Consider the following 26,059-nt stretch of genomic DNA (forward strand, 5'->3'; position numbering starts at 1 on the left):
TTTAGCATCTGCTCCCGAAGGGACACGCAATGAGCATCAACATCGGACCGCCCGCCACGGATGAGCTTCGGCCCAGGATTACCGTTATCGGTGTCGGGGGTGCGGGCGGCAATGCGATTGCCAACATGATCGCGGCCGATATCGAAGGCGTCGAGTTCGTAGTTGCGAACACCGATGCGCAGGCGCTGAACAATGCAGTGGCAGATACGCGGATCCAGCTGGGGCCCGATATCACCGGCGGCCTCGGTGCCGGCGCACGGCCCGAAGTCGGCAAGGCTGCTGCCGAGGAAACCGTGCAGGACATCGAAAACCTGCTCGAAGGCGTGAACATGTGCTTCATTGCCGCCGGGATGGGCGGCGGCACCGGCACCGGCGCAGCCCCGGTCATCGCAGAGGCCGCGCGCCGCAAGGGCGTGCTGACCGTGGGCGTGGTGACCAAGCCGTTCCTGTTCGAGGGCACGCGTCGCATGCGAGCGGCCGAGGCCGGAATCGAAGAGCTTCAGCGCTATGTCGACACGCTGATCGTCATTCCCAACCAGAACCTGTTCCTGGTGGCAAAGGCGGAAACGACCTTCAAGGAAGCGTTTCAGTTGGCCGACGAAGTGCTGCAGCAGGGCGTCCGCTCGATCACCGACCTGATGGTGATGCCAGGCCTCATCAATCTCGACTTTGCCGATGTGAAATCGGTGATGGAGGAAATGGGCAAGGCGATGATGGGCACGGGCGAAGGCGAGGGCGAGAACCGCGCGCTCGAAGCCGCCGAGCGCGCGATTGCCAACCCGCTGCTCGACGGTGTGTCGATGCAGGGTGCGAAGGGCGTCATCATCTCGATCATCGGCGGCGATGACATGAAGCTGCTCGAAGTCGACGAAGCGGCGAACCATATCCGCGAGCTGGTCGACGAAGATGCGAACATCATTTGGGGGTCGGCGTTCAATCCCGATCTACAGGGCAAGATCCGTGTCTCGGTCGTGGCGACCGGGATCGAGCCTGCTAGCGGAATGGTCGATGCCTCCGGCGACAGGCACTCTCTGTCGCTTGGTGCCAATCGCGCGCCCAAGCGGCCGGTGCTGGAACTGCCCGAAGAAGACGAATTCGACGACATCGCAAACGAGGCGAGCGCGGCAGAAGACCCGCCGATGTCGCTCGGCGGCTACCAGGTGGCCGGAGCCGACGAGGATTTCGAGGACGAGTACGAGGATGATGATGTCGACGGCATCGTCGATCCCCTTGCCGGTATGCGAAACGAAGTGCCCGACCCATACGAACCGCAAGAAGCAGGCGGCGAGGGCGCGTTGGACGATGCGGCGCCTTCATCGACCCCTGCCGGTGACGAACACGAATCCGATGAGGACGATTGGGGCGATGTCGGTGACGGCAGTCGGCAGAATGCCGAACCGCTCGATCTCGGTTTGGAAGGCGCAGAAGTCGGCGGCGATATCGATGGTGACGACAAGCTGCTGGCGGACGCAGACCGTTTGGTAGAGGACGATCAACCCTTGCAGGTGAAGACCGGTGGCGGCCGCCGCAGAGGCTTGATTTCAGGCGGTGAATCCAGCGCCGGAAGCACGCTCTTCGAACGCATGGCAAATCTGTCTCGCGGGTCGTCGGATGACAAGGAAGAAGATGAGGACGTAGGCGAGGGTGAAAGTGAAGGTGAAGGCTCTTCCTCGCTCAACATTCCGCGTTTCCTTGGGCGCCAGAACAACCAGTAAACTGCGACAGCCGGTTCCGTCTTCGTTCAGAACGGCGGATCCAATCCGTTGCTTTACCCGGGCAACCGGCACAGCTATGCGGGCCTCCCCCATGACAAGGTCGAACTGCAATCTACTTGCCTTGGTGGGTGTGGCGCTGTCACCCGCACTTCTGGCGTGGCCCACCGTCGCGGCGGCGCAGGAGATCGTACAGCCGCTGCCGCCGAAGGAGCTGGGCCAGCTCAATGCAGCCCTGAGGCGCATTTCGCAAAACCCGCAGGATGTCGAAGCGCTGCTCGACGCCGGCGAGGCTTCGCTGGTCCTCGATGACATTAACGCGGCGGAGGGTTTCTTCCTGCGCGCAGAGGCGCTGGCCCCGGGGAATCCGCGTGTCTTGTTGGGTCTGGGTCGCGCGGCCGTGCGCGCGCGCGATCCGCTCAAGTCGATCGGATTGTTCGACAGCGCCGAAGAGGCTGGAGCGAAAATGGCCAGCGTGGCGCTCGACCGTGGGCTCGCCTACGATTTGGTGGGCGACAATGTTTCCGCACAAGCCGAATACCGCAAGGGTCTGACTCTGGCTGAAGATGACGAGCTGCGCCGCCGCCTTTCGCTCAGCCTTGCCATCGCGGGTGACAAGGAGGGGTTCCAGAATACGCTCAATCCGCTTGTCGCCAGGGGCGATTCCGCCTCTTACCGCACACGAGCTTTCGGTCTTGCGATCCTCGGCGAAGATGATGAAGCGGTTGAAATTGCAGCTGCGGTGATGCCGCGCGAAATGTCGGCCCGGATCGAACCCTATTTGCGCTACATGAAGCGTCTCACCCCTTCGCAGCAGGCCGCGGCAGGCAATCTCGGCGTCTTCCCGCGCGCGGCACAGATCGGGCGCGATACTCCGCAAGTCGCGCAGTACCGCGAGCAAAAGGGACTGGTCCGAACCGCCGATGCGCGTCTTGCTCCACAAGGGGAACCGCTCGGGCAGCGCGTCGATACGACGAGCCAGCGCAGGCGGCCCGATCGCGGGCGGAGTGTCGCAGCCGAGCCGGTTGCCGAAGCGTCCTCTGCTTTGCCCGAATCGGTGCGACGCGAGGTTGCCCGTGCCGAGCGCGAGCAGGCCTCCGATCCCCTCCAGCGCACCAGCCGACCGGCCGTGGTGGTCCGTCGCATCGAACGGGACGCTCCAACAACGGATGACAGCGGCGATGCGGTGGCGCAGCCAGCGCAGATCTTGGCCAGCGAGCCAGCGGAAAACCAAGCTCTGGCAGCCGCGCCCACGGGTATTGCAGTGCGCGAACTTCCCGTGACGCCGGTCGAACTGCCTGCCGCCGAAGCGTCAGAGGTGACACCGCCGACGGGCATCGCCGTACGAGAAGTCCAGGCATCGCAACCGGCAATGTCCGTTACCGGCACTGTTGCGGCCCCGGAGCCTGGCTTCGATATCGCCCGGGTCGAATCGGTTCCGGTAGCGGCCAGCATCTCTGGGCCGACAGCGGCTGAGGTGGAGGAGACTCTCAGCGTCGCCGAGGCTTTTGCGGCTTTCGCAGAGGCCGCGCCGCCGGTCCCCTCAAGCAGCGGCGGGGTCGATATCACCAGCATCAAGCCTCCGCGCGAGGTCGAGAAGCCCGCTCCACCGCCTACTCCCAAGATTGTCCATCCGAGCCGCCATTGGGTACAGGTCGCGACGGGCAAGGACCTAAGGGCGCTCGGTTTCGACTGGCGACGGTTCAGCGGGAAGGCGCCCGATGTGCTTGGCAAGCTCAAGCCGAACACTACGCCATGGGGCGAAGCAAACCGGTTGCTCGCCGGGCCGTATCCCAGCTTGCAGGAAGCTCGCAAAGCGTTGAACTTGCTCAAGGAAAAGGGTATCGAAGGGTTCACTTACACCAGCCCCGAGGGGCAGGAGATCAAGCCGCTCGGCTGAGTGCAAGCGAGCGTTTTGCACAGGCTGTGAACAGCCAAAATGAGTTCTCCCCAGCAGTGCCACTTGCCGCCATTGCGCGTTAAGCTTCTCGCGCGGCATCCAGCGGGAATGAGCAAGGCCCCCCGCACATGACACTCGCCGACGAACGTTTTGCGGACGATGCCGATTCGGCCCCGGTCGACATGCTCGCCGCCCTGTTCGAGGCGCGCGGGTGGCCGGTGCAGGCGCTTTCGGCGGACGAGATCACGGGCGAGATCCAGGGCAGCTGGGCCAAGTATCAGTTGCGGGCGATCTGGCGCGCCGAAGACAATGTTTTGCAGGTGCTTTGTTTGCCTGATGTGCGGGTGCCGAAGGACAAGACCGGCGCAGCTTACGAGTTGCTGGCGCTGGTCAACGAACAGCTCTGGCTGGGCCATTTCGATGTTTGGTCCAAAGGTGGCGTGCTGGTCTATCGCAACGGTGCGATGCTGGGCGACGATGGAATGCTGAGCCTCGACCAGGCGCAGGCATTGGTCGAGACGGCGGTCGACGAATGCGACCGGTTTTATCCCGCATTCCAGTTCGTCCTGTGGAGCGATCGCAGCCCGCGCGAAGCGCTCGACAGCGCCCTTGTGGACGCTCACGGCGAAGCCTAGGTCCGGCTCCGGAAGAATGGAGCGAATTTTGGCATTCGAAAAGATCCTCATCGTCGGGTTCGGCACCATGACCGGCGCAATGGTCGACGGTTGGCTGGCGGCCGGGAGTCCCGCCTCGCAGTTCGAAGTTTATCACCCCCGCAAAACCGAAGTCGATCATGGACTGAAGGTCCACAACCATTTTCCGGGCACGCAATTCGATGCGATCCTGTTGGGCATCAAACCCTATATAATCGACGAGATTGCTGCGGATCTGGAGCCGCTGGCCGGGCCGCGAACGGTCATTCTGTCGGTGCTTGCCGGGGTTGAGCTTGAAAGTCTCGCGCGCCGCTTCCCGCGTGCGCGCGGAGTGGTCCGGTTCATGCCCAACCTCGCATCGGCTCTCGGAAAGTCGCCCAATGCGTTGATTTCGCGCGGACTGGATGCAGAAGGCTGCGGCTCGGTTACCGCGCTGGCTGAAGAGATCGGCACTGCGGAATGGCTCGATGACGAGAGCCAGTTCGATCTTGCCACGGCGCTCGCAGGGTCGGGCCCGGGATTCGTCTACCGCTTCATCGACGCGCTTGCGGCGGGGGCGGGTGAGCTCGGGCTGCCGGCGGATCAGGCGCAAAGGCTGGCGGTGGCGATGGTCGAAGGGGCGGCGGCGCTCGCCGCAGCTTCGCCCCACCCGCCGCAGGAACTGGCGCGGCGCGTCGCCAGCCCGGGCGGAATGACCCAGAAGGGTCTCGACGTGCTGGACGCGGATGGCGCGCTCGATACGCTTGTCACTCGCTGTCTGCGCGCTGCACGGGACCGGGGGCAGGAGATGGCGGCGGAGGCGCGCGAGAAGCATTAACTTGCAAAGCACGCAACATGTCCGGTTTCGCTTGATAATTGGCCTGCCACTCACGATATTGCGCCCATGAACCGTGGCCTATCGGGGCCCCGGATGAATGGAGTTAGGATCGCAATGGCAGATTGGAACGACCCCCGCCGCACGGGCATGGGCGTTGGCAGCGCACCCGGCATCGACGGACAGCTCGGCGAGCGGACCGTGATGGACGAGGGCCTGCGCAAGCATATGCTCTCGATCTACAATTACATGGCTTCGGGCGTGCTGCTTTCCGGCATTGTCGCGCTGCTGTTCGCCCAGTCGGGTATGGCGCAGCAGATTATGACTGGTGGCCTGCTCACCTGGGTCATCATCCTCTCGCCGCTGGCCATCGTGCTGGCGATGAGCTTCGGCCGCAACAAGTTCAGCACTTTCGCCCTGCAAGGCATGTTCTGGGCCTTCGCGACGGTCATGGGCCTGTCGCTGTCGACGATCTTCCTCGTCTACAGCATGGGTTCGATCGCGGTGACGTTCTTCGCGACCTCGGCCGCCTTCGCCGGTCTCAGCCTGTTCGGCTACACCACCAAGAAGGACCTGTCGGGCTTCGGCAGCTTCCTGATCATGGGCGTGGTCGGGCTGATCATCGCCTCGCTGCTCAACATCTGGCTGCAGTCGTCGGCGCTGATGTTCGGCATCAGCGCTCTGGGCGTGCTGATCTTCGCCGGTCTGACCGCATACGATACCCAGCGCCTCAAGGCCGAGTATCTCGCAGTGCGTCACGCCGGGATGACCAACCCGGCCGTCGCTGCGCAGTACCCGATAGGCAAGATGGTGATCCTCGGGGCGCTGACGCTCTATCTGGATTTCATCAACATGTTCCAGTTCCTGCTGAGCTTCCTCGGCAACCAGGAATGACGGCATCGGGATAGTTACCCGAAAGACTCACATTTCAATGCCCGGAATGCCCAGCGCATTCCGGGCATTTTCTTTGCCGGGTTAACTATCTAGGGTGGCGCTTCAGGCGAGCGAAAGCTTGCCTGTGCGAGGTTTCCAAGGGCGCGAGAGGAGGGATGCACCCCTTATGTTGGAGAGCAATCGTTCACGAATCCGGTTGATTGCGGTTGCGGCCGGCATGGCCGTGCTGGCTGCCTGTGCCACACCGGCCCCACCTCCAGCACCGGTAGTGGTGATTCCGCCGCCGCCGCCCGTGGTGAAGTATGTCCCCCCGCGCCCCACCCCCCCTGACGGCGCGACAACCGGGATGTATATCCCTGCGGCGGACGAGTATGGCATCCGGCGGACCGTCAACTACGGGCTTTCAAGCTCGCAGACCGTGTGGAACCTGCGGGCTGCGCTCAATGTCGCTGCACTCAATTGCCAGAGACCGGAGCATGCGGAGATATTGCCCGCTTACAGCCTGCTGCTCGAGCGCAACAAGCGTTCGCTTTCGCGCACCAACACCGCAGTCGAAGGCGAGTTCCGCAACCGGCACGGCAACGTCTGGCGCGACAGTTTGGACGACTACATGACGCAGGTGTACAATTACTACGCCCTGCCGCCGACGCAGGGCGAGTTTTGCGACACCGCGCTGGCGATATCGCGCGAGTATATGCTGACCGATGGTAACACCCTTGATGCCTTCGCGCTGGCGAGCCTGCCGCGGATCGAGCAGGTTTTCCAGCGGTTCTATTCTGCGTACGAGCAGTACCAGCGCAATGTCGCCTTTTGGGATGCGGAGTACGCTCCGCCTCCGCCGGTCCTGGTCAACAGTTTCACCGATGGAGCCCCGCAAAGCGGCTTTGCTGCGGATACCTCGACGACCGTCTACACGGTGGACGTGGCTCCTTCGATGCCGATGTCCGCGTCGCAACCGGTGATCGTGTCGCAACTTCCCTCGAGCGATCCGGGCGTGACCTATGCGCCGGGTGCAGCGGACGGGACGATCGGCGTGAATCCCGGCTTCAGTCTGACCGCGCCCGACACGTCCAGCAGTCCGGCCGGACCCATCGTGTTCGAAAGCGGAGAGGTGGTCCAGCAGGCACCAGAGCCGGACGAAGGCCAGTAAGCAGACCCGATTTTTGAGCTTTGCAGCCCGGCGGCGGTTCGCTAAATTGCACGGCCTTCGCTTCGGCGACGAAACTGGACGGGGCCGTAGCTCAGATGGGAGAGCGCGTCGTTCGCAATGACGAGGTCAGGGGTTCGATCCCCCTCGGCTCCACCAGTTTCCGGTACGGAAACTGGTGGGTCGCTGTCTGAAAGTGTCGCCCCGCGTCCAAAGCTGGCACTTTCGCCCATAACCCCCTACCTGAGCCGCTATGCATTTTCTCGATCAAGCCAAGATTTTCCTCCGTTCGGGCGCGGGCGGGCCGGGGGCCGTCAGTTTCCGGCGTGAAGCCTATGTCGAATACGGCGGTCCCGACGGTGGCAACGGCGGCAAGGGCGGCGATATCGTGTTTGAGGCGGTCGCCGGGCTCAACACGCTGATCGACTTCCGCTATGCGCAGCACTTCAAGGCCGCGCGCGGCACCCATGGCATGGGCCGGGACCGGACCGGCGCGGGGGCTGAGGACCTCGTGATCAAGGTTCCGGTCGGCACGCAGGTGCTGAGCGAGGACAAGGAAGAGGTGCTGATCGACTTCACCGAGGTCGGGCAGCGGGTCGTGTTCCTCGAAGGCGGCATGGGCGGACGCGGTAACGCCAGCTACAAATCCAGCACCAACCGCGCGCCGCGCCAGCATCAGCCCGGCCTGCCGGGCGAGGAGAAGTGGGTGTGGTTGCGGCTCAAGTTGCTCGCCGATGTCGGCCTGCTCGGGCTGCCCAACGCGGGCAAGAGCACCTTTATCAACGCGGTGTCCAACGCCAAGGCCAAGGTCGGCGCTTACGCCTTCACCACGCTGGTGCCCAAACTCGGCGTGGTGCGCCACAAGGCGCGCGAGTTCGTGCTGGCGGACATTCCCGGCCTGATCGAAGGTGCTGCGGACGGGGCGGGGATCGGAGACCGCTTCCTCGGCCATATCGAGCGCTGCCGGGTGCTGATCCATCTGGTCGACATCTCGGGTGCGGACCCGGCAGAGGCGATGACCACGGTCAATGGCGAGCTCGAAGCCTATGGGGCCGGGCTGGTCGACAAGCCGCAGCTGATCGCGCTCAACAAGATCGACCTCGCCGATACCGAGCTGGCCGAAGGCTTTGCCGATGAACTGCGCGCAGCCGGGGCGGACCGGGTCTTCGCGGTGTCGGGCGCGACGGGGCAGGGCATCGAGCAACTGCTCGACGCGGTGCTGTCCTACCTGCCCGACCGCACCAGCACCGAAACCAACGCCGCCGAAGTCGAGGAGCTTGACGACGGCGAGTGGTCGCCGCTCGGCTAGCATCGCCGTGGCGATCGAGACGCTGCCCGACCTGATCGATGCCGCCAAGGCGCGCCGGGTGGTGCTCAAGGTCGGCTCTTCGCTGCTGGTCGACCGGGTGGGGCAGGCGCGGCGCGAATGGCTCGACACGCTGGCGGGTGAAATCGCGGCGATGGCGCGCGGCGGCCAGCAAGTGATCGTCGTTTCCTCGGGGGCAATTGCCATGGGCGGTGCACTGCTCGATCCCACCCTCAACCCGCGCCGCAACCTCGCCGCCGCGCAGGCCTCGGCCTCGGTCGGGCAGATCGCGCTCGCGGGCCTGTGGTCGGGGAAGCTGGCGGCACAGGGCCTTACGGCAGGCCAGATGCTCCTCACGCTCGATGATCTGGAGGACCGGCGGCGTTACCTCAATGCCTCGGCCACTTTCGCGCACCTGCTCGAGGCGGGCGTGATCCCCGTCGTCAACGAAAACGACAGTGTCGCGACCGAGGAAATCCGTTTCGGGGATAACGACCGGCTGGCCGCGCGCGTGGCGCAGGCCGCAGGAGCGGATGCGGTGGTGCTGCTGTCCGATGTCGATGGCCTTTACGACCGGGCGCCGGGCGAAGAAGGCGCGAGGCTGGTCGAGATCGTGAACGGCATCGACGCGGAAATCCTCGCCATGGCACAGGGGACCTCGGGTTCAGGACTCGGTTCGGGCGGCATGGTGTCCAAGTTGCAGGCCGCGCAAATCGCCGAGCGGGCCGGGATTGCTTTGGCCATTATCAATGGTACCCATGATGCCCCGCTCTCCCGCGCGGTCGAGCAGTCGCGCGGCACGATCTTCCTGCCCCAGCGCAGCGACAAGGCTCGCAAGGCATGGCTTGGTGGGCGGCTCGCCCCCTCCGGCACGCTGCGGGTCGATGCCGGGTGCGAGGCGGCGCTGAAGGCGGGGGCGAGCCTGCTCGCAGCGGGCATGGTGGGCGTTTCAGGCGCGTTCCGCCGCGGCGATCTGGTGACGGTGGTGTCGCTCAAGGGTGCGAAACTGGCGCAGGGATTGTGCGAATATTCCTCCGCCGATTGCATGGCGATCGCCGGCAAGCGGGAAGAGCAGCAGGAGGCAGCGCTGGGCTATGCGCCCCGCCCGACGGTGATCCACCGCGACCATATGGTGGTGTTGTGACCATAGCGATCACCGGAGGCACGGGCTTCGTCGGCCAGATGGTGCTCGACGTGGCGGAAGAACGTAGACTTCGCATCCGGTCGCTCGCGCGCAAAACTCCGCCAGGTCGCGAGAGTGTCGAATGGGTGCAAGGGAGCCTGTCGGACAATGCGGCGCTCGACCGGCTGGTCGAGGGCGCCGATGCAGTGATCCATATCGCGGGGCTGACCAACACGCCCGATCCGGCGCAGTTCGAAGCGGCCAATGTTACGGGCACGGAACGCTTGATCGCCGCGTGCAAGACGGCAAAGGCGAAGCGGCTGGTGTTCGTCTCCTCGCTTTCGGCCCGCAAGCCCGAGTTGTCGCACTACGGCGCGTCGAAAGCCCGGGCGGAGGAGCTGGTCATGGCCAGCGGGCTCGAATGGACCATCGTGCGCCCGCCCGGCGTCTATGGCCCGCGCGACATCGACTATCTCGACATGTTCCGGACCGCGAAGTTCGGTTTCGTGCCGCTCCCGCCCGGCGGGGCGAGCTCGATCATCCACGCGCGCGATCTGGCCGCGCTGTTGCTAGATTTGGTGCCTGCCAACGCGCTGGTCTTGAAGAAAACTTTCGAACCCGATGACGGTCGCGAAGGCGGCTGGAGCCACAAGGAACTGGCCGCCGCGATCGGCGAGGCCGTGGGTCGCAAGGTCTTTGCGCCGCACCTGCCCGAAGGTGTGCTCAAGCTCGCCGCCAGCGCCGACCGGATGCTGCGCGGAGACAAGGCCAAGCTGACGGCTGATCGCGTGGGCTACATGTGTCACCCGAACTGGGTGGCGCGGTCGGATCGGGCTGTACCGGCGAGTGTCTGGACGCCGAAGATTTCCGGCGAACAGGGCATCAAGCAAACCGCCGAATGGTACCGCCGCGAAGGCTGGCTTTGATCAAAGGCTACTCCAGCGGATTCCCCTGGTCGATCCACTTCTCCCATCCTTGTCATTCCCGCGAACGCGGGAATCCATGGGACAGGTCGCGCCCTGGATCCCCGCCTTCGCGGGGATGACAAGTCATTACCCCAAGCAGAAAGTCTTAGAGAAACGGCTCGTACCCGGGAGGCAGCCCGGCATCGTCGCCCGGTTGGTGAATGCCGCATTCGGTCTTGTCCCAGCCTTTCCACCGGCCCGAGCGCGGATCCTCGCCCGGTTCGACCTTGTGGGTGCAGGGCGAACAGCCGATCGAGGGGTAGCCCTGCGCGACCAGCGGGTGGCGTGGCAGGTCGTGTTCTTCGAAATAGGCTTCGACATCGGTAGCGGTCCAGTCGATCAGCGGGTTGATCTTGAGCCGCCCCTGCGCATCCGAAGTATCGATCTCGAAGCGCGGCAAATTGGCGCGGGTCGAGGACTGGAACGCCTTTCGCCCGGTCAGCGTGGCATCATATCCCGCCAGCGCGCGGGTGAGCGGCTTGACCTTGCGGATCTCGCAGCAGCCATCGGGATCGTAGGACCAGCGCAGCCCGCTTTCGTCGCGCATTTCCAGTTCGGCGAGACAGGGGTGGAGGTTGACCAGGTTCTTGAGGCCCAGCCGCTGCACCAGTTCGTCGCGATAGGCGAGGGTCTCGGGAAAATGCTTGCCCGTCTCGAGAAACAGCACCGGCAATCCCGGCGCAACTTCGGCAATCAGGTGCAGCAGAACAGCGCTTTCCGCGCCGAAGCTCGAAACGGTGGCAAGTTCGCCGACCATGTCGTCCTCGACCAGATTGCGCAGCATTTCGCGCGTGTCCTGCCCGCGGAACATGCGGTTGAGGCGCACGGCGTCATCTTCCGAAAAGCGCGGCCCGGTGTCGATCCGGTCGATGGCGCGCAGCTGGCTCATGCGTGCCGCTTCGACCAGATCGGTTGGCGACCGTCGCCGGTCGGCTGGTAGACCTCGGGCCAGCGATCGAGCGCCGCCGCCAGATCGCCCGGGTCGAGCGCCGCATCGGGCTCGAACGCGTCGAAGCCGCAGCGGCGCATATAGGCGACCTGGTCGACCAGTACGTCACCCACTGCGCGCAGCTCTCCGGTGTATCCGGCTTCGCGCAGGATGCGGGCGGAGGAATAGCCGCGCCCGTCGCCGAACGCCGGGAAGTTCACTTCGACCAGCTTCAGTTGGGTCAGGTGCGGGATCAGCGCACGCGCATCGTCGCCGGGTTCAACCCTAACGGCATTGGCGTTCGACTGGTCAAGAAAGCTGTCGACGGTGACTGCCGGGTGATCGACGGCTTCGTCGTCGCGATAACGGATGAGCTCAGCCATAGAGCGCCTCCTTGAAGGGTTCCATGCCGATACGGCGGTAGGTGTCGAGAAAGCGCTCGCCGTCGGAGCGTTCGCGCAGATAGACGTCGGTGGCTTTCTCGACCGCGTCGACGATCCCGTCCTCGCTAAAACCGGGGCCGGTGATCTTGCCGAGCGAGGTGTCCGCCGCTTCGCTGCCGCCGAGGAGGAGCTGGTAGTTTTCCGTCCCCTTCTTGTCGACGCCGAGGATACCGATGTGACCTGCATGGTGATGCCCGCAGGCGTTGATGCAGCCAGAAATCTTGAGCTTGAGCTCGCCCAGCTCGGCGGTCTTGCCCGTCTCGGCAAAGCGCTCGGAAATCTTCTGCGCAACCGGGATCGAGCGCGCATTGGCAAGGCTGCAATAATCGAGGCCGGGACAGGCGATGATGTCCTCGATCGTGTCGAGGTTGGGTGCGCCCATGCCCTCCGCCTCGAGCGTCTGCCACAGCGTGTAAAGCTGCGCCTTGCGGACATGCGGCAGGACGATGTTCTGCGTATGCATCACCCGCAACTCGTCGAACGAATAGGACTTCGCCAGTTCGGCCATCACATGCATCTGCCGCGCGGTCGCATCGCCGGGGATACCGCCGACCGGCTTGAGGCTGATCACCGCCGAGACATAGCCCTCGCGCTTGTGCGGCACGGTGTTGCGGTCGACCCACAGCGCGAAATCCGGGTCGCTGCGGTCGATCGTGTCGTTTGAAGCATCCTGAAACGCCGGATCGGCGAAATAGGTCTTGATCCGTTCCAGCTCGGCCAACGGTGGTTCGACACCTTGGCCGAGAAGATGCGCGAATTCTTCCTCGACCTGGCGGGCGTATTCCTCCGCGCCAAGTTCGTGGACGAGGATCTTGATCCGCGCCTTGTACTTGTTGTCGCGCCGGCCGTAGCGGTTGTAGACCCGCAGGCACGCCTCGGAATAGGTCACCAACTGGTCGAGCGGCACAAAGTCACGGATGCTGGGCGCGACCATCGGGGTACGGCCCATGCCGCCGCCGACATAGAATGCCGCGCCCAGCGCGTCGTCCCGTTCCACGATCTGGATGCCGATATCGTGCAGCTTCATCGCCGCGCGATCGGTGTCGCTGGCGATCACCGCGATCTTGAATTTGCGCGGCAGATAGCTGAATTCGGGGTGGAAGCTCGACCACTGGCGCAGCAGCTCGGCATAGGGGCGCGGATCGACCAGCTCGTCGGCTGCCGCACCGGCGAAATGGTCCGAACTAATGTTGCGGATGCAGTTCCCGCTGGTCTGGATTGCATGCATCTCGACCTTGGCGAGATCGGCCAGCAGGTCGGGCGCTTCGGCCAGCTTGATCCAGTTGTACTGGATGTTCTGCCGGGTGGTGAAATGGCCGTAACCGCGGTCGTAGCGGTCGGCGATATCCGCCAGCGCGTGCATCTGGCGGCTGTCGAGCGTGCCATAGGGAATGGCGACGCGCAGCATATAGGCATGCAGCTGCAGGTAGAGCCCGTTCGTGAGGCGCAGCGGCTTGAACTGGTCCTCGCTGATCTTGCCGGCCAGCCGCCGCGCGGTCTGGTCGCGGAATTCCTCGACGCGGGTATCGACCATCTGCTGGTCGTATTGGTCGTATTTGTACATCAGATCACCCAGTGCCGTGCTTCGGGGTCGGCGGGTTTGAGGGTCAGGTCGGGGCGCACGGTGGGGCCGAGCGCGCGGATGCGGTCCTTGATATGCGCCGGGCGCACCCTGCCGTCGCGCAGTTCGGCGTCGATCGCATAGGGCGCGTTAACCCGGCGCGCAGCCTCCTCGCGCCGGGCGATCTCGTCGGCCCGCTCGCCGACATTGACCGCGTCTTCGACATGGAGCGACCAGTCGTGCCCTGTCCACCAGATCACAGCGCCGCTCTTCAGGTCGTTGCCGGTGAGGATTTTCATTGGTTCACTCCGTCATCCCAGCGAAGGCTGGGATCGATATCGAGTTCGCTCATGACCGCCGAACGGTCCCAGCTTTCGCTGGGACGACGACCGAGGCGATCCGTCACTTCGCCGATCACGATCAGCGCCGGGCTCACGACGCGCTCGCGCTCGATGAGGTCGGGCAAGCCGGCGAGCAGCCCGCGCAGCACGCGCATGTTGGCGCGCGCGCCGTTCTCGATCACCGCCACCGGCATATCGGGTGCAAGGCCGTCGGCCATCAGCTTCTCGGCGATTTGCGGCGCGGTCTTCACGCCCATGTAGATCACCAGCGTGCGGCCCTTGCCCGCAAGGCCAGCCCAGTTCTGGTCGGCCAGTCCCTTGCACTGGCCGGCCACGAAGCTCACAATGCTCGCTGCGTCGCGGTGCGTGAGGGGAATGCCCGCCGCCGCCGCCGCGCCGTTCGCCGCGCTTACGCCGGGTACGATCTCGACCGGCACGCCCGACGCAAGGCAGGCCTCCATTTCCTCGCCGCCGCGGCCGAAGACGAACGGGTCGCCGCCCTTGAGCCGCACCACATCGCGCCCGGCTCGCGCTTCGCGCACCAGCAGCGCATTGATATCGTCCTGCGGCAAGGTGTGCTTCGAACGCTGCTTGGCAACCGAGACCATCAACGCGTCGGGTCGTGCCATGGCGAGGATCGAAGGATCGACCAGCCCGTCATGGACGATGATTGCTGCCTGCTCGATCAGCCGCGCGGCGCGCAAGGTCAGGAGGTCCGGATCACCCGGACCCGCGCCGACGAGATAGACTGTGCCAGATTTTTCCATGCTCCCCTATTCGGGACGCCGGTAGGAAACCGCCAACGAGAATGGCTGGCAGGACAGCAAGTTTCGATTTTGAAATCGGCGCTTCGCTGCGTGGAAGCAGTAATTTCAGAAGCGGGGCTTGCGCGCCGGGAAGCTAGCCTTTCGGCTTGTCTTCCAACCGTTGGGCGATCGCGGCGACGAGCTGGTCGAGCTGCGCGCTGCTGCGCAGGTGGATATCGTGCTGGGGGTAGGGGATCTCGATCCCGGCTTCCTGGAACAGGTCCCACAGACGCTTGAGCACTTCGCTGCGGATATTGCCGACGCCTTCTTCCGGGTCGGAGATCCAGCAATGGATGATGAAATCGACCGAGCTTGCCCCGTACTGGTCGAGCCACACGGTCGGCGGCGGGCTGGCGAGCACGCGCTTGCTGGCCTTCGCTGCTTCGAGCATCAGCTTTTCGGCGATCTTGATGTCGCAGTTGTAGGACACCCCGACCGGGACCTGTATCCGCACGTTCTTGCTCGAGTACGACCAGTTCTCGACCTGGTTGATCATCAGGTTCTCGTTGGGAATCAGATACTCTTTCTGGTCGCGCGTAGTGATCGAGACCGCCCGGATGCCGATCTTGCGGATCTGGCCGAAGGTCGAGACCCCGGCCTGATCCGCCACGGCGATCACGTCCCCCGGCTTGATCGACTTGTCCATCAACAGGATGATCCCCGCGATGAGATTGCCGAAGGTCTTCTGGAGGCCGAAGCCGATCGCCAGGCCGAACGCGCCCGAGAACACCGCCAGCGCGGTCAGGTCGATACCGAGCAGGTCAATCCCAAGGAAGAATGCCGCGCCCCAGATCGCGATGGTGACGATCTTCTCGATCAGCAGCGACTGGGTCTGGTCGAGCCGATTCATGCGCCGGATCAATTTCGCGCTCAAGCGGCTGCCGAACCACGCGAGGGCAATGACGAAGAAGATGATGCCGATCATCACCAGACCGTCCCACGCCGAAATGCGCATGGTCCCGACCTCGATCGCCATCGCATCCATCGTGTCGACGACGCTGCCGAAGGTCTGGCTCTTCGCGCCGACAGCGTCCCTGATGTTTTCGGAGGCGGTGACCGGATCTCCGGGGACTTCAGTGACAGTGGGCGTTGCGGCCGGAGTTGCAGTGGTGGTCGGCGTATCGGCCGGGGTCTGCGCGGAGGTTGTCGTCATGTCTGCTCCATGGCGGCGAACCCTTGTTCCAGGTCGCGGATCAGGTCTTCCGGGTCTTCGAGACCGATCGATAGACGAACGCCTAACCGGTCGCCTGTATCCCATTCGTTTGGCGGCCAAGGCGTGGCCGTGCGGATCGACGAAGGATCGAACGGGATCACGAGGCTCTCGAACCCGCCCCAGCTATAGCCGATCCCGAAAAGTTCCAGTGCGTCGATGAACTGCGCGCGCGCTGCTTCGTCGCTGCCCTTGAGCACGAAGCTGAACAATCCGCAGCCGCCGGTGAAGTCCCGCTGCCAAAGCGCATGATCCGGGGAGCCCGGAAGCATCGGGCACAAGACATGGGCCACTTCGGGCCGCGCCCCCAGCCATTGCGCGATTGCGACGGCCGAGGCGGTGCTTTTCTCCAGCCGTACGCCCATCGTCCTCAATCCGCGCAGCGCGAGCGAGGCATCGTCGGGCGAGACGACGTGGCCGAGGGCCTGTGCTGTCTGGCGCAGGCGGCGGTAATACTTCTCGCCCGCACTGGCGCTGCCCATCATCAGGTCGGAATGGCCACCGACATGCTTGGTCAGGCTCATGACGCTGATATCGCAGCCGCGCTGAAGAGCGGGGAAGCCGAGCGACGAGGCCCAGGTGTTGTCGAGAATGCTCACCGCGCCGTGCTCGCGCGCGATGGCGGCGAGAGCGGGGATGTCGCACATTTCCATCGTCAGGCTGCCGGGGACCTCGAGCATGACTGCGCGGGTGCGGTCGCAGAATTCGCCGGGAAAGCCCGTTGTATCGAGCGGGTCGAAGAAGCGCGCTTCGATGCCCATGTTCCTGAGCAGGCCGAGCGCGGCGAGGCGCGTCGGCTCGTAGGCATTGTCGGTCACCAGGACCACATCGCCGGGCCTGAGCACCGCCAGCAAGGCACCGACGATTGCCGCCACCCCACTAGGGTAGAGCACCGTCCCGAATGCCCCCGGTTCGATTGCGGTCAGCGCGTCGCTCAGCGCCCATTGCGTCGGTCCGCCGCGCCGACCGTAGTAGAACCGGCCATCCTCGTTCGGTGCGCCACCCGCCTTGCGTTCCGCCTCGCTGGCATAGAGATGCGTACTCGCGCGCCATACCGGCGGGTTGACTACCGGCCCGGTCCATTCCTTGCGCCGCCCGGCGGTGACAAGCCGCGTGCCGGGGCCCTGCTTGTCTGAGTCCGCCGCCATCAGTCGCGCGCTTCCCCGGTCTCCTTCGGCGTCGCGGGATCGGCACCCCATTCCGCCCAGCTCCCGTCATACAGCGCGCCATGCGTCTGGCCGAGCAGGCGGTGCGCGAACAGGACCACCGAGGCGGTCATTCCACTGCCGCAGCTCGCGATCATCGGCGCGGCGGGATCGATCCCGGCGGCAGCAAATTCGGCCGCGAGGTCTTCCCGCGCATTGAATGTCCCGTCTGCGCTGAACAGCTTGCGGAAGAAGAGGTTGCGCGCCCCCGGAATGTGCCCGCCAGCCAGGCCGTGCACCATATCTTCGCTGGCGGCGGTGAAGCGATCCGCATCGCGCGCATCGACCACTTGCTCGCGCCGGCTCTGGAGGTTGGCAAGCATGTCCGCCTTGCTGCGGACCCGCTCATCATCGCAGGTCACACAGCCAAAATCCGTCGGCGCGGCCGCAGCCTCGCCTTGCTCGACCGGCCTGCCTTCTGTGAGCCATTTCTCGAACCCGCCGTCGAGCAGTGCCAGGTCAGTCACGCACGCCCGGTCGAGCGCGAAAAAGGCGCGCGCCGAGGAACGCAGCAGCGAATGGTCGTAGAGCACGATCGGCTGGCCGGGCACGACACCCAGCGCCCCGAGCCGCTCTGCGATTTGACTCGCGCGGGGCAAGGCGGAAGGGGCTTCGCTCTCAGGGTCGTTCAGCGACGCCAGATCGAGGAAACGAGCGCCCGGAATGTGGTGCTCGGCAAATTCGGCCTTCGCATCGCGACCAGCTGCGGGCAGGTGCGCCGAGCAGTCCAGGATCGCAATGCCACCCCGGGAAATGCGGTCGGCAAGCCATTGGGTTGAAACAAGCAGGTCCATGCGACTTGCCTAGCGCGCATCGGACGGGCCGTCGAGCGGCTAGCCGAGCGAAGGAGACAATGGCTGCAGCGCGATCTCGCGATAGACTTGCGCCATTTCGTCCAGCCGGAACGGTGTCAGCCTGCCGCTGCGCGCGCCCTGCTTTTGCCCGACGACGAAAGTCTTGACCACGGGCTCGATCCCGTCGGCATGGATGCGCAGCCGCAGCAGTGGAACATAGAGCGCCGCCTTGCCCTGCCGGATCAGGCGGATCTGCCCGACCGGCAGGCGGAATTCCCCGCGCGCCTGTTTGGCCGAGCCGGCGGAAAGCTGGTCGATCTGGGCGAGGTCGGGCAGTTCGGTCGAAGCGCTGGCAAGTTGCTGGTCGACCGGCAGGCTGCTGTGGGCGGTGGTCATGTCGGCCTCGATCCGCAGGTTCTGCAACGGCTTGCCACCGAGGTTGCTGACCGTGATCGCATAGCTGAGCGTGGCGTTGGCAAAGCTGCGCCCGAGCGAGATCGCCTCGGCCTCGACCCGCAGGTCGGGAGCGGCGCTTGCGGGGGGAGTGACCACCGGAGCCGCCGCAGCGGGGACGCGCGGCTTTTCGATGACCGGTGCAGGCGCGGCGGCGACCTTGCGCTGCCTGAGCGACCAGCCGATCAGTCCAAGTGCAATGGCACCCAGTGCGCCTACAAACCACCAGAGCCAGTCTAAGCCGAGCCATCCTGCTCCAAGCCAACCCGTGGCTGATTCGCGGCCCTCGACATCTGCCGTGCCGTTTGCCGCTGGAGCGACCGACGTCGGAAACGAAAGCGGCGCAGACGTGCTTTCTATGGTTGGCGTAGCGGAACCGTCTGGCAGAGTACCGTTCGGAAAAGGCTGAGGCGCGGCCTGCCTTGGCTGCTGGATCGACGGCTGCTGTTGTCCGGCAGGACGGGGCACAGTCGATTGCGGCTGTGCCGGCGCCGGGCGTGCCGCGGTCGTTGAAGGGGTAGGCACGGTGGCGGGGCGTGCCGAAGGTGTCGGTGTCGCAGTAGGGATGACGCGCGGGGCGATTACCACCGGACCCTCCCGGTCGACCGGCCCCTCAACCTGCGCGCTCGGCGTCGGTGTCGGCTCGGGCGGCAAGCGGAAATCCTGCACCGATTGCGCGTTGGCGGCGCTGGCAGCGGCAAACAGGGCCAACAGGGGCAAGGTAGCAAATCGGTGCATTCGTTTTCGTCTGACTACATCTGTCATTCATTGCAGGCGGGCGCGCTGAATAGGCACTGAATTCGCCCGCCGCCAGAGCCGACTTGTGCTGCGCGCGCGATCGGGGCAGATGCGCGGCATGAGCGACACACCCCAACCGCAATTCCTTGGCCAGCAGACCCCGCTGCCCGCATCGCCCAACGAGGCGGTACTCGACTATGTCCCCAATCCGCGGGAAGGCACACTCTATCTGGTCCGCTTCGCCGCGCCCGAGTTTACTTCGCTGTGCCCGGTGACCGGTCAGCCCGATTTCGCACACCTCGTGATCGACTATGCGCCCGGCGAAACGATCGTCGAATCCAAGAGCCTCAAGCTGTTCCTCGGCAGCTTCCGCAATCATGCCGGTTTCCACGAGGACGTGACGGTCGGCATCGGCCAGCGCCTGGCGCAGGAAATGCAGCCGCGCTGGCTGCGCATCGGCGGTTACTGGTACCCACGCGGCGGCATTCCGATCGACGTGTTCTGGCAAACCGGAGCGCCGCCTGAAGGCTTGTGGGTGCCGGAACAGGGCGTAGCGCCCTATCGCGGACGCGGGTGACGCGACGATCGGTCAGATTGACGGGCGGCCCGGGATATCGCATCGCTGCTCCACTGAGCCTTAGCACGGGGGGTAAGGATGGACGAAAATACACGCATGCCGATGATGTTCCAGGCGCAGAAGAAGTCCACGGGAGCGGCGTATCTGCTGTGGTTCTTCCTCGGCGGTTTCGGCGCCCACCGGTTCTATCTCGGCCAGACCGGAACTGGGATTGCGCAGTTGCTGCTACTGCTGCTCGGCTGGATCCCGCTGTTCCTAGGCTGGCTGGTGCTGTCGGTCTGGTGGCTGGTCGACGCCTTTCTGATTCCCGGCATCATCCAGCGCGAGGATATGGCGACGATTCAGCGGCTGGGCGGAAACCCGATGGGCCATCGCCCACTGGCCCCTGCGCAGCCCTACGAACGGCCGCGATACTGATCGGGATGGTCGGCTGCCCTCCCGTGGTCGAGAATGGTGCCGGCTGCAGGAGTCGAACCCGCGACCTGATGATTACAAATCAACTGCTCTACCAACTGAGCTAAGCCGGCTTCCCATGCTGGGACGCGGCCCTTTCGTTCAAAGCGCGCCGAAAGTCCAGCCCTCGGTGCGAGCGATTTCACTCGTCAAGCCTGCGGGTGTCCAGAGGTCCTCCCGGTGCGCGACCTTGCGCAGCCAGGCCGCTGCAAGCAGGGCATCGGACGAATGGTCATCGATCGGGCCTGCGCCGCCGCACGGCAGCGAACCCAATTCGCCCAAGGCAGCGTCGAGGCCTTCCCGCGACCTTATCTTGCTCAATCCCTTGCGCAACCCGGCATACTGCGCGGCGAAGGTCGTGTAGATTTCGACTATGACGGAGCCGGCATCGGGCAGCGGGTCGATCGGCCATACGGGGATGCGCCCGTCGAGCCGGTGGAGCATCCGCATACCGGTAAGGCTCGACTTGCCGACCTGCGCCGCGCCGACGAGGTTGAAATTGGAAACCGGGCGCACGCCCTGACTGCGCTGTGCGAGTTCGGCGATGCGGAAACGGCCTTCGCGGGTAGGCTCGCCGGGCAGGAGGAACCGGTCCCCGACATGATCGCGCGAATGGCGGAAATAGCGCGACGCTTCGGGGTGGGTCACGAAGCGGTTGGCTTCGAGATGCGGATCAGGCGCGCAGATATCGTCGACCAGCGCCCAAAGCTCTCTCGCGCTTGCCGGGCTGTCGGACCATGAGGGAAAGTAGGCTCCCGCGTCGGCGAAGGGGAGCGCGATCCCCAAGTCCATCCCGACCAGCGTGTCGTCCGGCAGGTCTTCGCGCAGCAACACCAGCACGTCTTCACGCGACCATCCGTGCGCGGGCGGTTCGACCAGGACCGGTGGACCGCCCCGGGCGTCGGCTAGCGCTATTGCAATGCCCTTGTGTCGCTCGCCCTTCGCACCCGACCAGTCGATGGCGAGGAAATGCCGGAAGTGGTTAGGGCGCATCGAGTGCCGGGCAAGTATCTCCGCGCGTGATCTTCCAGCCATCGATGCCACTGGCGACATAGTGGTCCCGTCGCGCGCCCTTCAATTGTTCGTAGTCGTATCCAATTCTTTCGAAGGGAACTGCAGAGAGATGCAGGCAGTCCTCGTCATCCCACCGATCAATCCGCCAATCGGCCAGGGAAGGCAGGGCCGTGTCGATATGAACCGGCGCAACGCTGTGCGGGTAAATGTCATAGACCGCGAATCCCTCGAACCCGCCCCATCCGGCCTCTGACCATTGGATCGTGGAAAAACGCCGACCGCCAGGTGAGAAGACTGGTCTCGCGCCGGTGTCGATCTCGGTCCCGGTACCTGCAGGGTCGATCAGGACATAGCCCCAAGCTTCGTATCCCGACCAGTCGAAGCCAAAAAACCGGTCACTGATCCGCTCGAAATTCTCGCCACTGTAATACCAGCCAAGATCGACGCAGAGGGTCGTACCCGATTGCGTGGCGATGGCGAGCCAGTTTTGCGAGTTTGCCGCCTTGTCGGCCCAATCCGGAGGAATGGCAAAAGCTTCGGCGCGCTGAACCTCGACATCAGGTTCGTTCAGAAGCGCATCGCAATAGGCGATCGAAGGTGCATTGTCCGGGTGCGCACTCGCAGGTATTGCCGCTGCACCGGCGATCGCAATTGTCAGTCCGCCAGCAATTCGGCGCGTTTTCGCTCCCACCATTCCATTCGCTCCTTCACCTGGCGTTCAAACCCCCGCTCGACCGGTTCATAGTAGCTCTGCGGCGTCATCCCTTCGGGCCAAAAGTTCGCGCCCGAGAAACCGCCGTCCGCGTCGTGATCGTAGGCATAGCCCTTGCCGTAGCCGATGTCCTTCATCAGCTTGGTCGGCGCGTTGAGGATGTTCTGCGGCGGCATCAGGCTGCCGGTTTCCTTGGCGCTTTTCCACGCCGTCTTTTGCGCCTTGTAAGCGGCATTCGACTTGGGTGCGGTCGCGCAATAGAGGCAGGCCTGCACTATGGCGAGTTCGCCTTCCGGGCTGCCGAGGAATTCGTAAGCGTCCTTCGCGGCAAGGCACTGGACCAGCGCCTGCGGATCGGCCAGGCCGATGTCTTCGCTCGCGAAGCGGACAAGGCGGCGAAGGACGTAGAGCGGCTCCTCGCCTGCGGTCAGCATGCGCGCGAGATAATATAGCGCGGCTTGCGGATCGCTCCCGCGCAGGGATTTGTGCAGCGCGCTGATCAGATTGTAATGTCCCTCGCGGTCCTTGTCGTAGACCGCCACGCGGCGCTGGAGGAACTGGCCGAGGGCTGCGGAGTCGAGCGGCTCCGCAATCTTCGCGTTGTACAGCGTTTCGGCCTGATTGAGCAGGAATCGCCCGTCGCCGTCAGCACTGGCGACCAGCGCCGCGCGCGCTTCTGGCGTGAGTGGCAGCGGGCCTTCCAATTCCTCCGCCCGGTCCAGCAGCTTGCCCAGCGCCTCGGCGTCGAGCCGGTGCAGGATCAGCACCTGCGCGCGGCTGAGCAAAGCGGCGTTTAGTTCGAAGCTGGGGTTCTCGGTCGTTGCGCCGACCAGCGTCACTGTGCCGCGTTCGACAAAAGGCAGGAAGCCGTCCTGCTGCGCGCGGTTGAAACGGTGGATTTCGTCCACGAACAGAAGCGTCTTGCGCCCGGCCTGCGCCGCCACATCGGCGGCGGCGAAGGCTTTCTTGAGGTCGGCCACGCCGCTGAACACCGCGCTGACGCTCTCGAACCGCATCCCCACCGCATCGGCCAGCAGGCGCGCGATGCTGGTCTTGCCGGTACCTGGCGGCCCCCACAGGATCATGCTGGAAAGCCGGCCCGCCGCGACCATCCGCCCGATCGCGCCCTCGGGGCCGGTCAGGTGGTCCTGCCCGATAACCTCGGCGAGTGCGCGCGGTCGCAACCGGTCGGCGAGCGGCGCATCGGTGCGCGGATCGTCGCGAGGTTCGCCTTGCGGCGTGGTCTGGGCGAAGAGGTCGGCCATGGACCCTATCTAGTCGGCGCGCGCCGGGATTGCCAATTTGCATCCGCAAGCGCAGAATCGGCGGCTCCAAGGGTCGCACCTGAAACGTGGGAGGGGAATATGAACGCTTCAGCCGGAAAGACGCCGTGGCACCTTTGGGCGGTCGGTATCGTGACGCTGCTGTGGAACTCGGTCGGGATCATGAGCTATATGATGACCGAGCTCGGTCAGCTGAAGTCGCTCGGAATGACCGACAGCCAGATAGCGTATTTCGAGACGTTTCCCGCCTGGGCGACGGCGGTCTGGGCGCTGGGCGTGTGGGGCGCGTTCTTCGGCTCGCTGCTGCTGCTGTTCCGCTCGCGCCTCGCGGTGGTCTCCTTCGCCGTATCGGTCGTGGGATTGATCGGCACGACCTATTTCCAAAATTTCGCGACCGAACTGCCGGAAGGTATGGCCAATCCGGCCCTCGATGCGGTGATCTGGATCACCACGCTGTTCAGCCTGTGGTATGCGCTAAAGATGCGCCGCGACGGCGTGCTCCGCTAGGCTTTTCGCGCATCCACCAGGCGGAGGTAGGTATCCGCCACCGCCTGGTTGATTGCGTCCCAGTCGTAGTCCTTGCTCCTTGCTTCGCCCGCCGCGCCATGTGCGTGGCGCAAGGCGTGATCGGTGCAATAGGGCGCAATCGCCTCGGCGAAGGCAGATGCCGAGCCGGGCGGTACGAGCCGGCCGGTCACCCCGTCCTGCACCAGGCTCGATGCGCCGGTCGCCCCGGCGGCAACCACCGGCAGGCCGCAGGCCATCGCCTCGAGCGTGACATTGCCGAAAGTCTCGGTGATCGAAGGATTAAAGAAAATGTCCCCGCTTGCCAGCGCACGGCCGAGGTCGGCGCCGGTCTGGAAGCCGACGAAGGTCCCGCCGGGCAGCGCCTTTTCGAACCAACCGCGCGCCGGGCCCTCGCCGATCACCAGCACCTTGTGCGGCACCTGCATCTTGCGCAGCTCGATGATCGTATCGGCGAAGACGTCGAGCCCCTTTTCCATGACGAGCCGGCCGAGGAACACGATTGCGACATCGTCATCCGCCAGCCCGTTCGCCCGCCGCCATGCGAGATCGCGCTTGTCCGCGGCGAAGACGCTGCGGTCAACCCCGCGCGACCAGATCGAGATATCGTGGTGCATCTCCTGCTCGCGCAACGTGTCAATCATGCTCTGCGACGGGGCGACCAGCGCATCGCAGCGGCGGTAATAGCGCCGCATGATCGATTCGAGCAGTGGTTCGGTAAAGCCGAGCCCGTAGTAGCGCGGATAGGTCTCGAACCGCGTGTGCACCGAGGCGAGGATAGGCATATGCCGCTCCCGCCCCCAGGTGACGAGGGCATGGCCGGTCATGTCGGGCGAGGAGGTGTGGATCATGTTGGGCGCGAATTGCGCCAGATCCTCGCGGTTGGTTTTGGAGAGGCCGAGCGGGAACTGGTATTCGCTACGCCCCGGGATCGGCATGCTGGGCACCTTAACCAGATCGCCGGTCGGTTCGAAGGCGGGGGTGTTGGTCGTCGGCGCATAGACCCGCACCGCCGCGCCCTTGCGCAACAGGTAACCCACCAGTCGGTTGAGCGCCTGGTTGGCCCCGTCGCGGACATAGTTGTAGTTGCCGCTGTTCAGCGCAATGCGAAGGTCGGAAATCTCCATCGCCTGCGCCCATAGTGCGCGAATCCGGGCTTGGCGAGTGCGGCATTGATCTTGCGGCACGGGCTTTTCACCTACGGGAACGATTGCGCGCTTGACTCGCTGCATTGCAACATTATTGCCGCCAGCGGGCCACGCGGTCCCAACGCCGCGCGTGCTCTCTGCAAGGAGAGAATACATGACTGATATGCCGGCGCTCAAGCCAGAGCGCCCCTTCTTTTCGTCCGGTCCCTGCGCGAAACCGCCGGGCTGGTCTGCCGACAAACTGGCCACCGAAGTGCTCGGGCGCTCGCACCGCTCGAAGCTGGGCAAGGCGCGGCTGCAATACTGCATCGACCTGATCCGTGACGTGCTCGAGGTGCCGGAGACGCACCGCATCGGCATCGTCCCGGCATCGGATACCGGCGCGGTCGAGATGGCGATGTGGTCGATGCTTGGCGCGAGGCCGGTCACCACGCTGGCGTGGGAAAGCTTCGGCGAGGGCTGGGTGACCGATGCGGTCAAGCAGCTCAAGATCGACCCGACCGTGCTGCGCGCCGATTACGGCCAGTTACCCGATCTGGGCCAAGTCGACTGGTCTAACGATGTGATCTTCACCTGGAACGGCACGACCTCGGGCGTGCGCGTGCCCGATGCCGACTGGATCGCGGCCGACCGCGAAGGCCTGTGCATCGCCGATGCGACGAGCGCGGTGTTCGCGCAGGATATCGACTGGGCGAAGGTCGATGTGCTGACCTTTAGCTGGCAGAAAGTGCTCGGCGGGGAGGGCGCGCACGGCGTGCTGATCCTCGGGCCGCGCGCGGTCGAGCGGCTGGAAAGCTACACCCCCGCATGGCCGCTGCCCAAGATCTTCCGCATGACCAAAGGCGGCAAGCTGATCGAAGGCATTTTCACCGGCGAGACGATCAACACCCCCTCGATGCTCGCGGTGGAGGATGCGATCTTCGCGCTCGAATGGGGCAAGTCGCTCGGCGGTCTGGCCGCGATGAAGGCGCGGGCCGATGCCAATGCGGCGGCGCTCGATGCCATCGTGCAGGCGCGCGACTGGCTGGGCCACCTCGCTGCTGACCCGGCGATCCGTTCCAACACCAGCGTGTGCCTCACGGTCGAGGGTGCCGATACGGACTTCATCAAGAAGTTCGCCGGCCTGCTCGAAGCCGAGGACGCGGCCTACGACATCGCGGGCTATCGCGATGCCCCGGCGGGCCTGCGCATCTGGTGCGGCGCGACAGTCGACACCGCCGATATCGAAGCGCTGGGTCCGTGGCTCGACTGGGCTTACGCGACCCTCAAATCCTAGATCGTTGTCCCAGCGAAAGCTGGGACCGCGTGCCACAAGGCGCGACCTACCCGACAGCGATCCCAGCTTTCGCTGGGA

26 protein-coding genes and 2 tRNA genes are annotated in these 26,059 nt (G+C 64.8%); 14 read left to right on the forward strand and 14 right to left on the reverse strand.

Annotated features, from left to right (window positions below):
* The first annotated feature begins 29 nt into the window (after positions 1-29).
* The 10 genes from ftsZ (at position 30) to NSO95_RS13350 (ending at position 10,475) form a co-directional block, all read left to right on the forward strand.
* A complete protein-coding gene (gene ftsZ, locus NSO95_RS13305; RefSeq protein ID WP_257596780.1) occupies positions 30-1,715 on the forward strand; it encodes a cell division protein FtsZ in 1,686 nt (561 codons plus the stop codon).
* Positions 1,716-1,845: 130 nt separating this feature from the next.
* A complete protein-coding gene (locus tag NSO95_RS13310; RefSeq protein WP_257596781.1) occupies positions 1,846-3,612 on the forward strand; it encodes an SPOR domain-containing protein in 1,767 nt (588 codons plus the stop codon).
* A 128-nt stretch (positions 3,613-3,740) separates the two neighbouring features.
* A complete protein-coding gene (locus NSO95_RS13315) occupies positions 3,741-4,247 on the forward strand; it encodes a type III secretion system chaperone family protein (RefSeq protein WP_257596782.1) in 507 nt (168 codons plus the stop codon).
* A gap of 28 nt (positions 4,248-4,275) precedes the next feature.
* Positions 4,276-5,082, forward strand: a complete 807-nt coding sequence (locus NSO95_RS13320) for a pyrroline-5-carboxylate reductase family protein (RefSeq protein WP_366519012.1) — start codon at positions 4,276-4,278, stop codon at positions 5,080-5,082.
* A 114-nt stretch (positions 5,083-5,196) separates the two neighbouring features.
* On the forward strand, positions 5,197-5,973 hold the full coding sequence (locus tag NSO95_RS13325; RefSeq protein WP_257596784.1) for a Bax inhibitor-1/YccA family protein: 777 nt from the start codon (positions 5,197-5,199) through the stop codon (positions 5,971-5,973).
* 217 nt (positions 5,974-6,190) lie between these two features.
* Entirely contained in the window at positions 6,191-7,123 is a 933-nt protein-coding gene (locus NSO95_RS13330; protein ID WP_257596785.1) for a hypothetical protein, read from the forward strand.
* 80 nt (positions 7,124-7,203) lie between these two features.
* Positions 7,204-7,279, forward strand: a tRNA-Ala gene (locus NSO95_RS13335).
* Between the two features lie 94 nt (positions 7,280-7,373).
* Positions 7,374-8,429 (forward strand): GTPase ObgE, encoded by a 1,056-nt coding sequence (gene obgE / locus NSO95_RS13340; protein ID WP_257596786.1) that lies wholly within the window; start codon positions 7,374-7,376, stop codon positions 8,427-8,429.
* A 7-nt stretch (positions 8,430-8,436) separates the two neighbouring features.
* Positions 8,437-9,570 carry a glutamate 5-kinase gene (gene proB / locus NSO95_RS13345; protein WP_257597050.1) on the forward strand — a complete coding sequence of 378 codons (1,134 nt, stop codon included), beginning with the start codon at positions 8,437-8,439 and terminating at the stop codon, positions 9,568-9,570.
* Positions 9,567-10,475: an NAD-dependent epimerase/dehydratase family protein gene (locus tag NSO95_RS13350; protein ID WP_257596787.1), complete on the forward strand. Its 909-nt coding sequence runs from the start codon at positions 9,567-9,569 to the stop codon at positions 10,473-10,475. Before proB ends, NSO95_RS13350 begins: the two co-directional genes overlap by 4 nt.
* Before the next feature lie 145 nt (positions 10,476-10,620).
* Here NSO95_RS13350 and NSO95_RS13355 read toward each other — a convergent pair whose 3' ends face one another.
* From NSO95_RS13355 to NSO95_RS13395, 9 genes are all read right to left on the reverse strand, one after another.
* Complete coding sequence (locus NSO95_RS13355) at positions 10,621-11,403, reverse strand: phosphoadenylyl-sulfate reductase (RefSeq protein WP_257596788.1); 783 nt, start codon at positions 11,401-11,403, stop codon at positions 10,621-10,623.
* Positions 11,400-11,825 (reverse strand): DUF934 domain-containing protein, encoded by a 426-nt coding sequence (locus tag NSO95_RS13360; protein ID WP_257596789.1) that lies wholly within the window; start codon positions 11,823-11,825, stop codon positions 11,400-11,402. Before NSO95_RS13360 ends, NSO95_RS13355 begins: the two co-directional genes overlap by 4 nt.
* Complete coding sequence (locus NSO95_RS13365) at positions 11,818-13,449, reverse strand: nitrite/sulfite reductase (RefSeq protein WP_257596790.1); 1,632 nt, start codon at positions 13,447-13,449, stop codon at positions 11,818-11,820. Before NSO95_RS13365 ends, NSO95_RS13360 begins: the two co-directional genes overlap by 8 nt.
* A complete protein-coding gene (locus NSO95_RS13370; protein WP_257596791.1) occupies positions 13,449-13,745 on the reverse strand; it encodes a DUF2849 domain-containing protein in 297 nt (98 codons plus the stop codon). The genes NSO95_RS13365 and NSO95_RS13370 overlap by 1 nt, the downstream gene beginning before the upstream one ends.
* Positions 13,742-14,554: a uroporphyrinogen-III C-methyltransferase gene (cobA, locus tag NSO95_RS13375; protein WP_257596792.1), complete on the reverse strand. Its 813-nt coding sequence runs from the start codon at positions 14,552-14,554 to the stop codon at positions 13,742-13,744. Before cobA ends, NSO95_RS13370 begins: the two co-directional genes overlap by 4 nt.
* 133 nt (positions 14,555-14,687) lie before the next feature.
* Positions 14,688-15,746 carry a mechanosensitive ion channel family protein gene (locus tag NSO95_RS13380; protein ID WP_257596793.1) on the reverse strand — a complete coding sequence of 353 codons (1,059 nt, stop codon included), beginning with the start codon at positions 15,744-15,746 and terminating at the stop codon, positions 14,688-14,690.
* The gene (gene metC / locus NSO95_RS13385) at positions 15,743-16,951 is read right to left on the reverse strand and encodes a cystathionine beta-lyase (protein WP_257596794.1); all 1,209 of its coding nucleotides are present in this window, start codon (positions 16,949-16,951) and stop codon (positions 15,743-15,745) included. Before metC ends, NSO95_RS13380 begins: the two co-directional genes overlap by 4 nt.
* A complete protein-coding gene (locus NSO95_RS13390) occupies positions 16,951-17,802 on the reverse strand; it encodes a sulfurtransferase (protein WP_257596795.1) in 852 nt (283 codons plus the stop codon). Before NSO95_RS13390 ends, metC begins: the two co-directional genes overlap by 1 nt.
* Positions 17,803-17,841: 39 nt before the next feature.
* Complete coding sequence (locus NSO95_RS13395; RefSeq protein ID WP_257596796.1) at positions 17,842-18,966, reverse strand: hypothetical protein; 1,125 nt, start codon at positions 18,964-18,966, stop codon at positions 17,842-17,844.
* Between the two features lie 145 nt (positions 18,967-19,111).
* On the opposite strand from NSO95_RS13395, the gene queF reads away from it, so the two are divergent.
* Together queF and NSO95_RS13405 are read left to right on the forward strand one after the other, a co-directional pair.
* Entirely contained in the window at positions 19,112-19,570 is a 459-nt protein-coding gene (gene queF / locus NSO95_RS13400; protein WP_257596798.1) for a preQ(1) synthase, read from the forward strand.
* Between the two features lie 78 nt (positions 19,571-19,648).
* Positions 19,649-19,987 carry a TM2 domain-containing protein gene (locus NSO95_RS13405; protein WP_257596799.1) on the forward strand — a complete coding sequence of 113 codons (339 nt, stop codon included), beginning with the start codon at positions 19,649-19,651 and terminating at the stop codon, positions 19,985-19,987.
* A 34-nt stretch (positions 19,988-20,021) separates the two neighbouring features.
* Here NSO95_RS13405 and NSO95_RS13410 read toward each other — a convergent pair.
* The 4 genes from NSO95_RS13410 to NSO95_RS13425 form a co-directional block, all read right to left on the reverse strand.
* Positions 20,022-20,097: transfer RNA gene (locus NSO95_RS13410), tRNA-Thr, on the reverse strand.
* A gap of 28 nt (positions 20,098-20,125) precedes the next feature.
* Positions 20,126-21,016, reverse strand: coding sequence for a hypothetical protein (locus NSO95_RS13415; RefSeq protein WP_257596800.1), 891 nt, complete (start codon positions 21,014-21,016; stop codon positions 20,126-20,128).
* Positions 21,006-21,731 carry a hypothetical protein gene (locus NSO95_RS13420; protein ID WP_257596801.1) on the reverse strand — a complete coding sequence of 242 codons (726 nt, stop codon included), beginning with the start codon at positions 21,729-21,731 and terminating at the stop codon, positions 21,006-21,008. Before NSO95_RS13420 ends, NSO95_RS13415 begins: the two co-directional genes overlap by 11 nt.
* The gene (locus NSO95_RS13425; protein ID WP_257596802.1) at positions 21,692-23,014 is read right to left on the reverse strand and encodes a replication-associated recombination protein A; all 1,323 of its coding nucleotides are present in this window, start codon (positions 23,012-23,014) and stop codon (positions 21,692-21,694) included. Before NSO95_RS13425 ends, NSO95_RS13420 begins: the two co-directional genes overlap by 40 nt.
* 99 nt (positions 23,015-23,113) lie before the next feature.
* Between NSO95_RS13425 and NSO95_RS13430 the strand changes: the two genes are divergently transcribed.
* Positions 23,114-23,539 carry a hypothetical protein gene (locus tag NSO95_RS13430; RefSeq protein WP_257596803.1) on the forward strand — a complete coding sequence of 142 codons (426 nt, stop codon included), beginning with the start codon at positions 23,114-23,116 and terminating at the stop codon, positions 23,537-23,539.
* On the opposite strand, the gene NSO95_RS13435 is transcribed toward NSO95_RS13430, so the two are convergent.
* Complete coding sequence (locus NSO95_RS13435; protein ID WP_257596804.1) at positions 23,536-24,684, reverse strand: glycosyltransferase family 4 protein; 1,149 nt, start codon at positions 24,682-24,684, stop codon at positions 23,536-23,538. The two genes, NSO95_RS13430 and NSO95_RS13435, sit on opposite strands and share 4 nt — an antisense overlap.
* Before the next feature lie 175 nt (positions 24,685-24,859).
* Between NSO95_RS13435 and NSO95_RS13440 the strand changes: the two genes are divergently transcribed.
* The gene (locus NSO95_RS13440) at positions 24,860-25,981 is read left to right on the forward strand and encodes a phosphoserine transaminase (RefSeq protein WP_257596805.1); all 1,122 of its coding nucleotides are present in this window, start codon (positions 24,860-24,862) and stop codon (positions 25,979-25,981) included.
* Positions 25,982-26,059: the final 78 nt, after the last annotated feature.

It is taken from the genome of Parerythrobacter lacustris (assembly GCF_024626475.1).
GTDB lineage: Bacteria > Pseudomonadota > Alphaproteobacteria > Sphingomonadales > Sphingomonadaceae > Parerythrobacter_A > Parerythrobacter_A lacustris.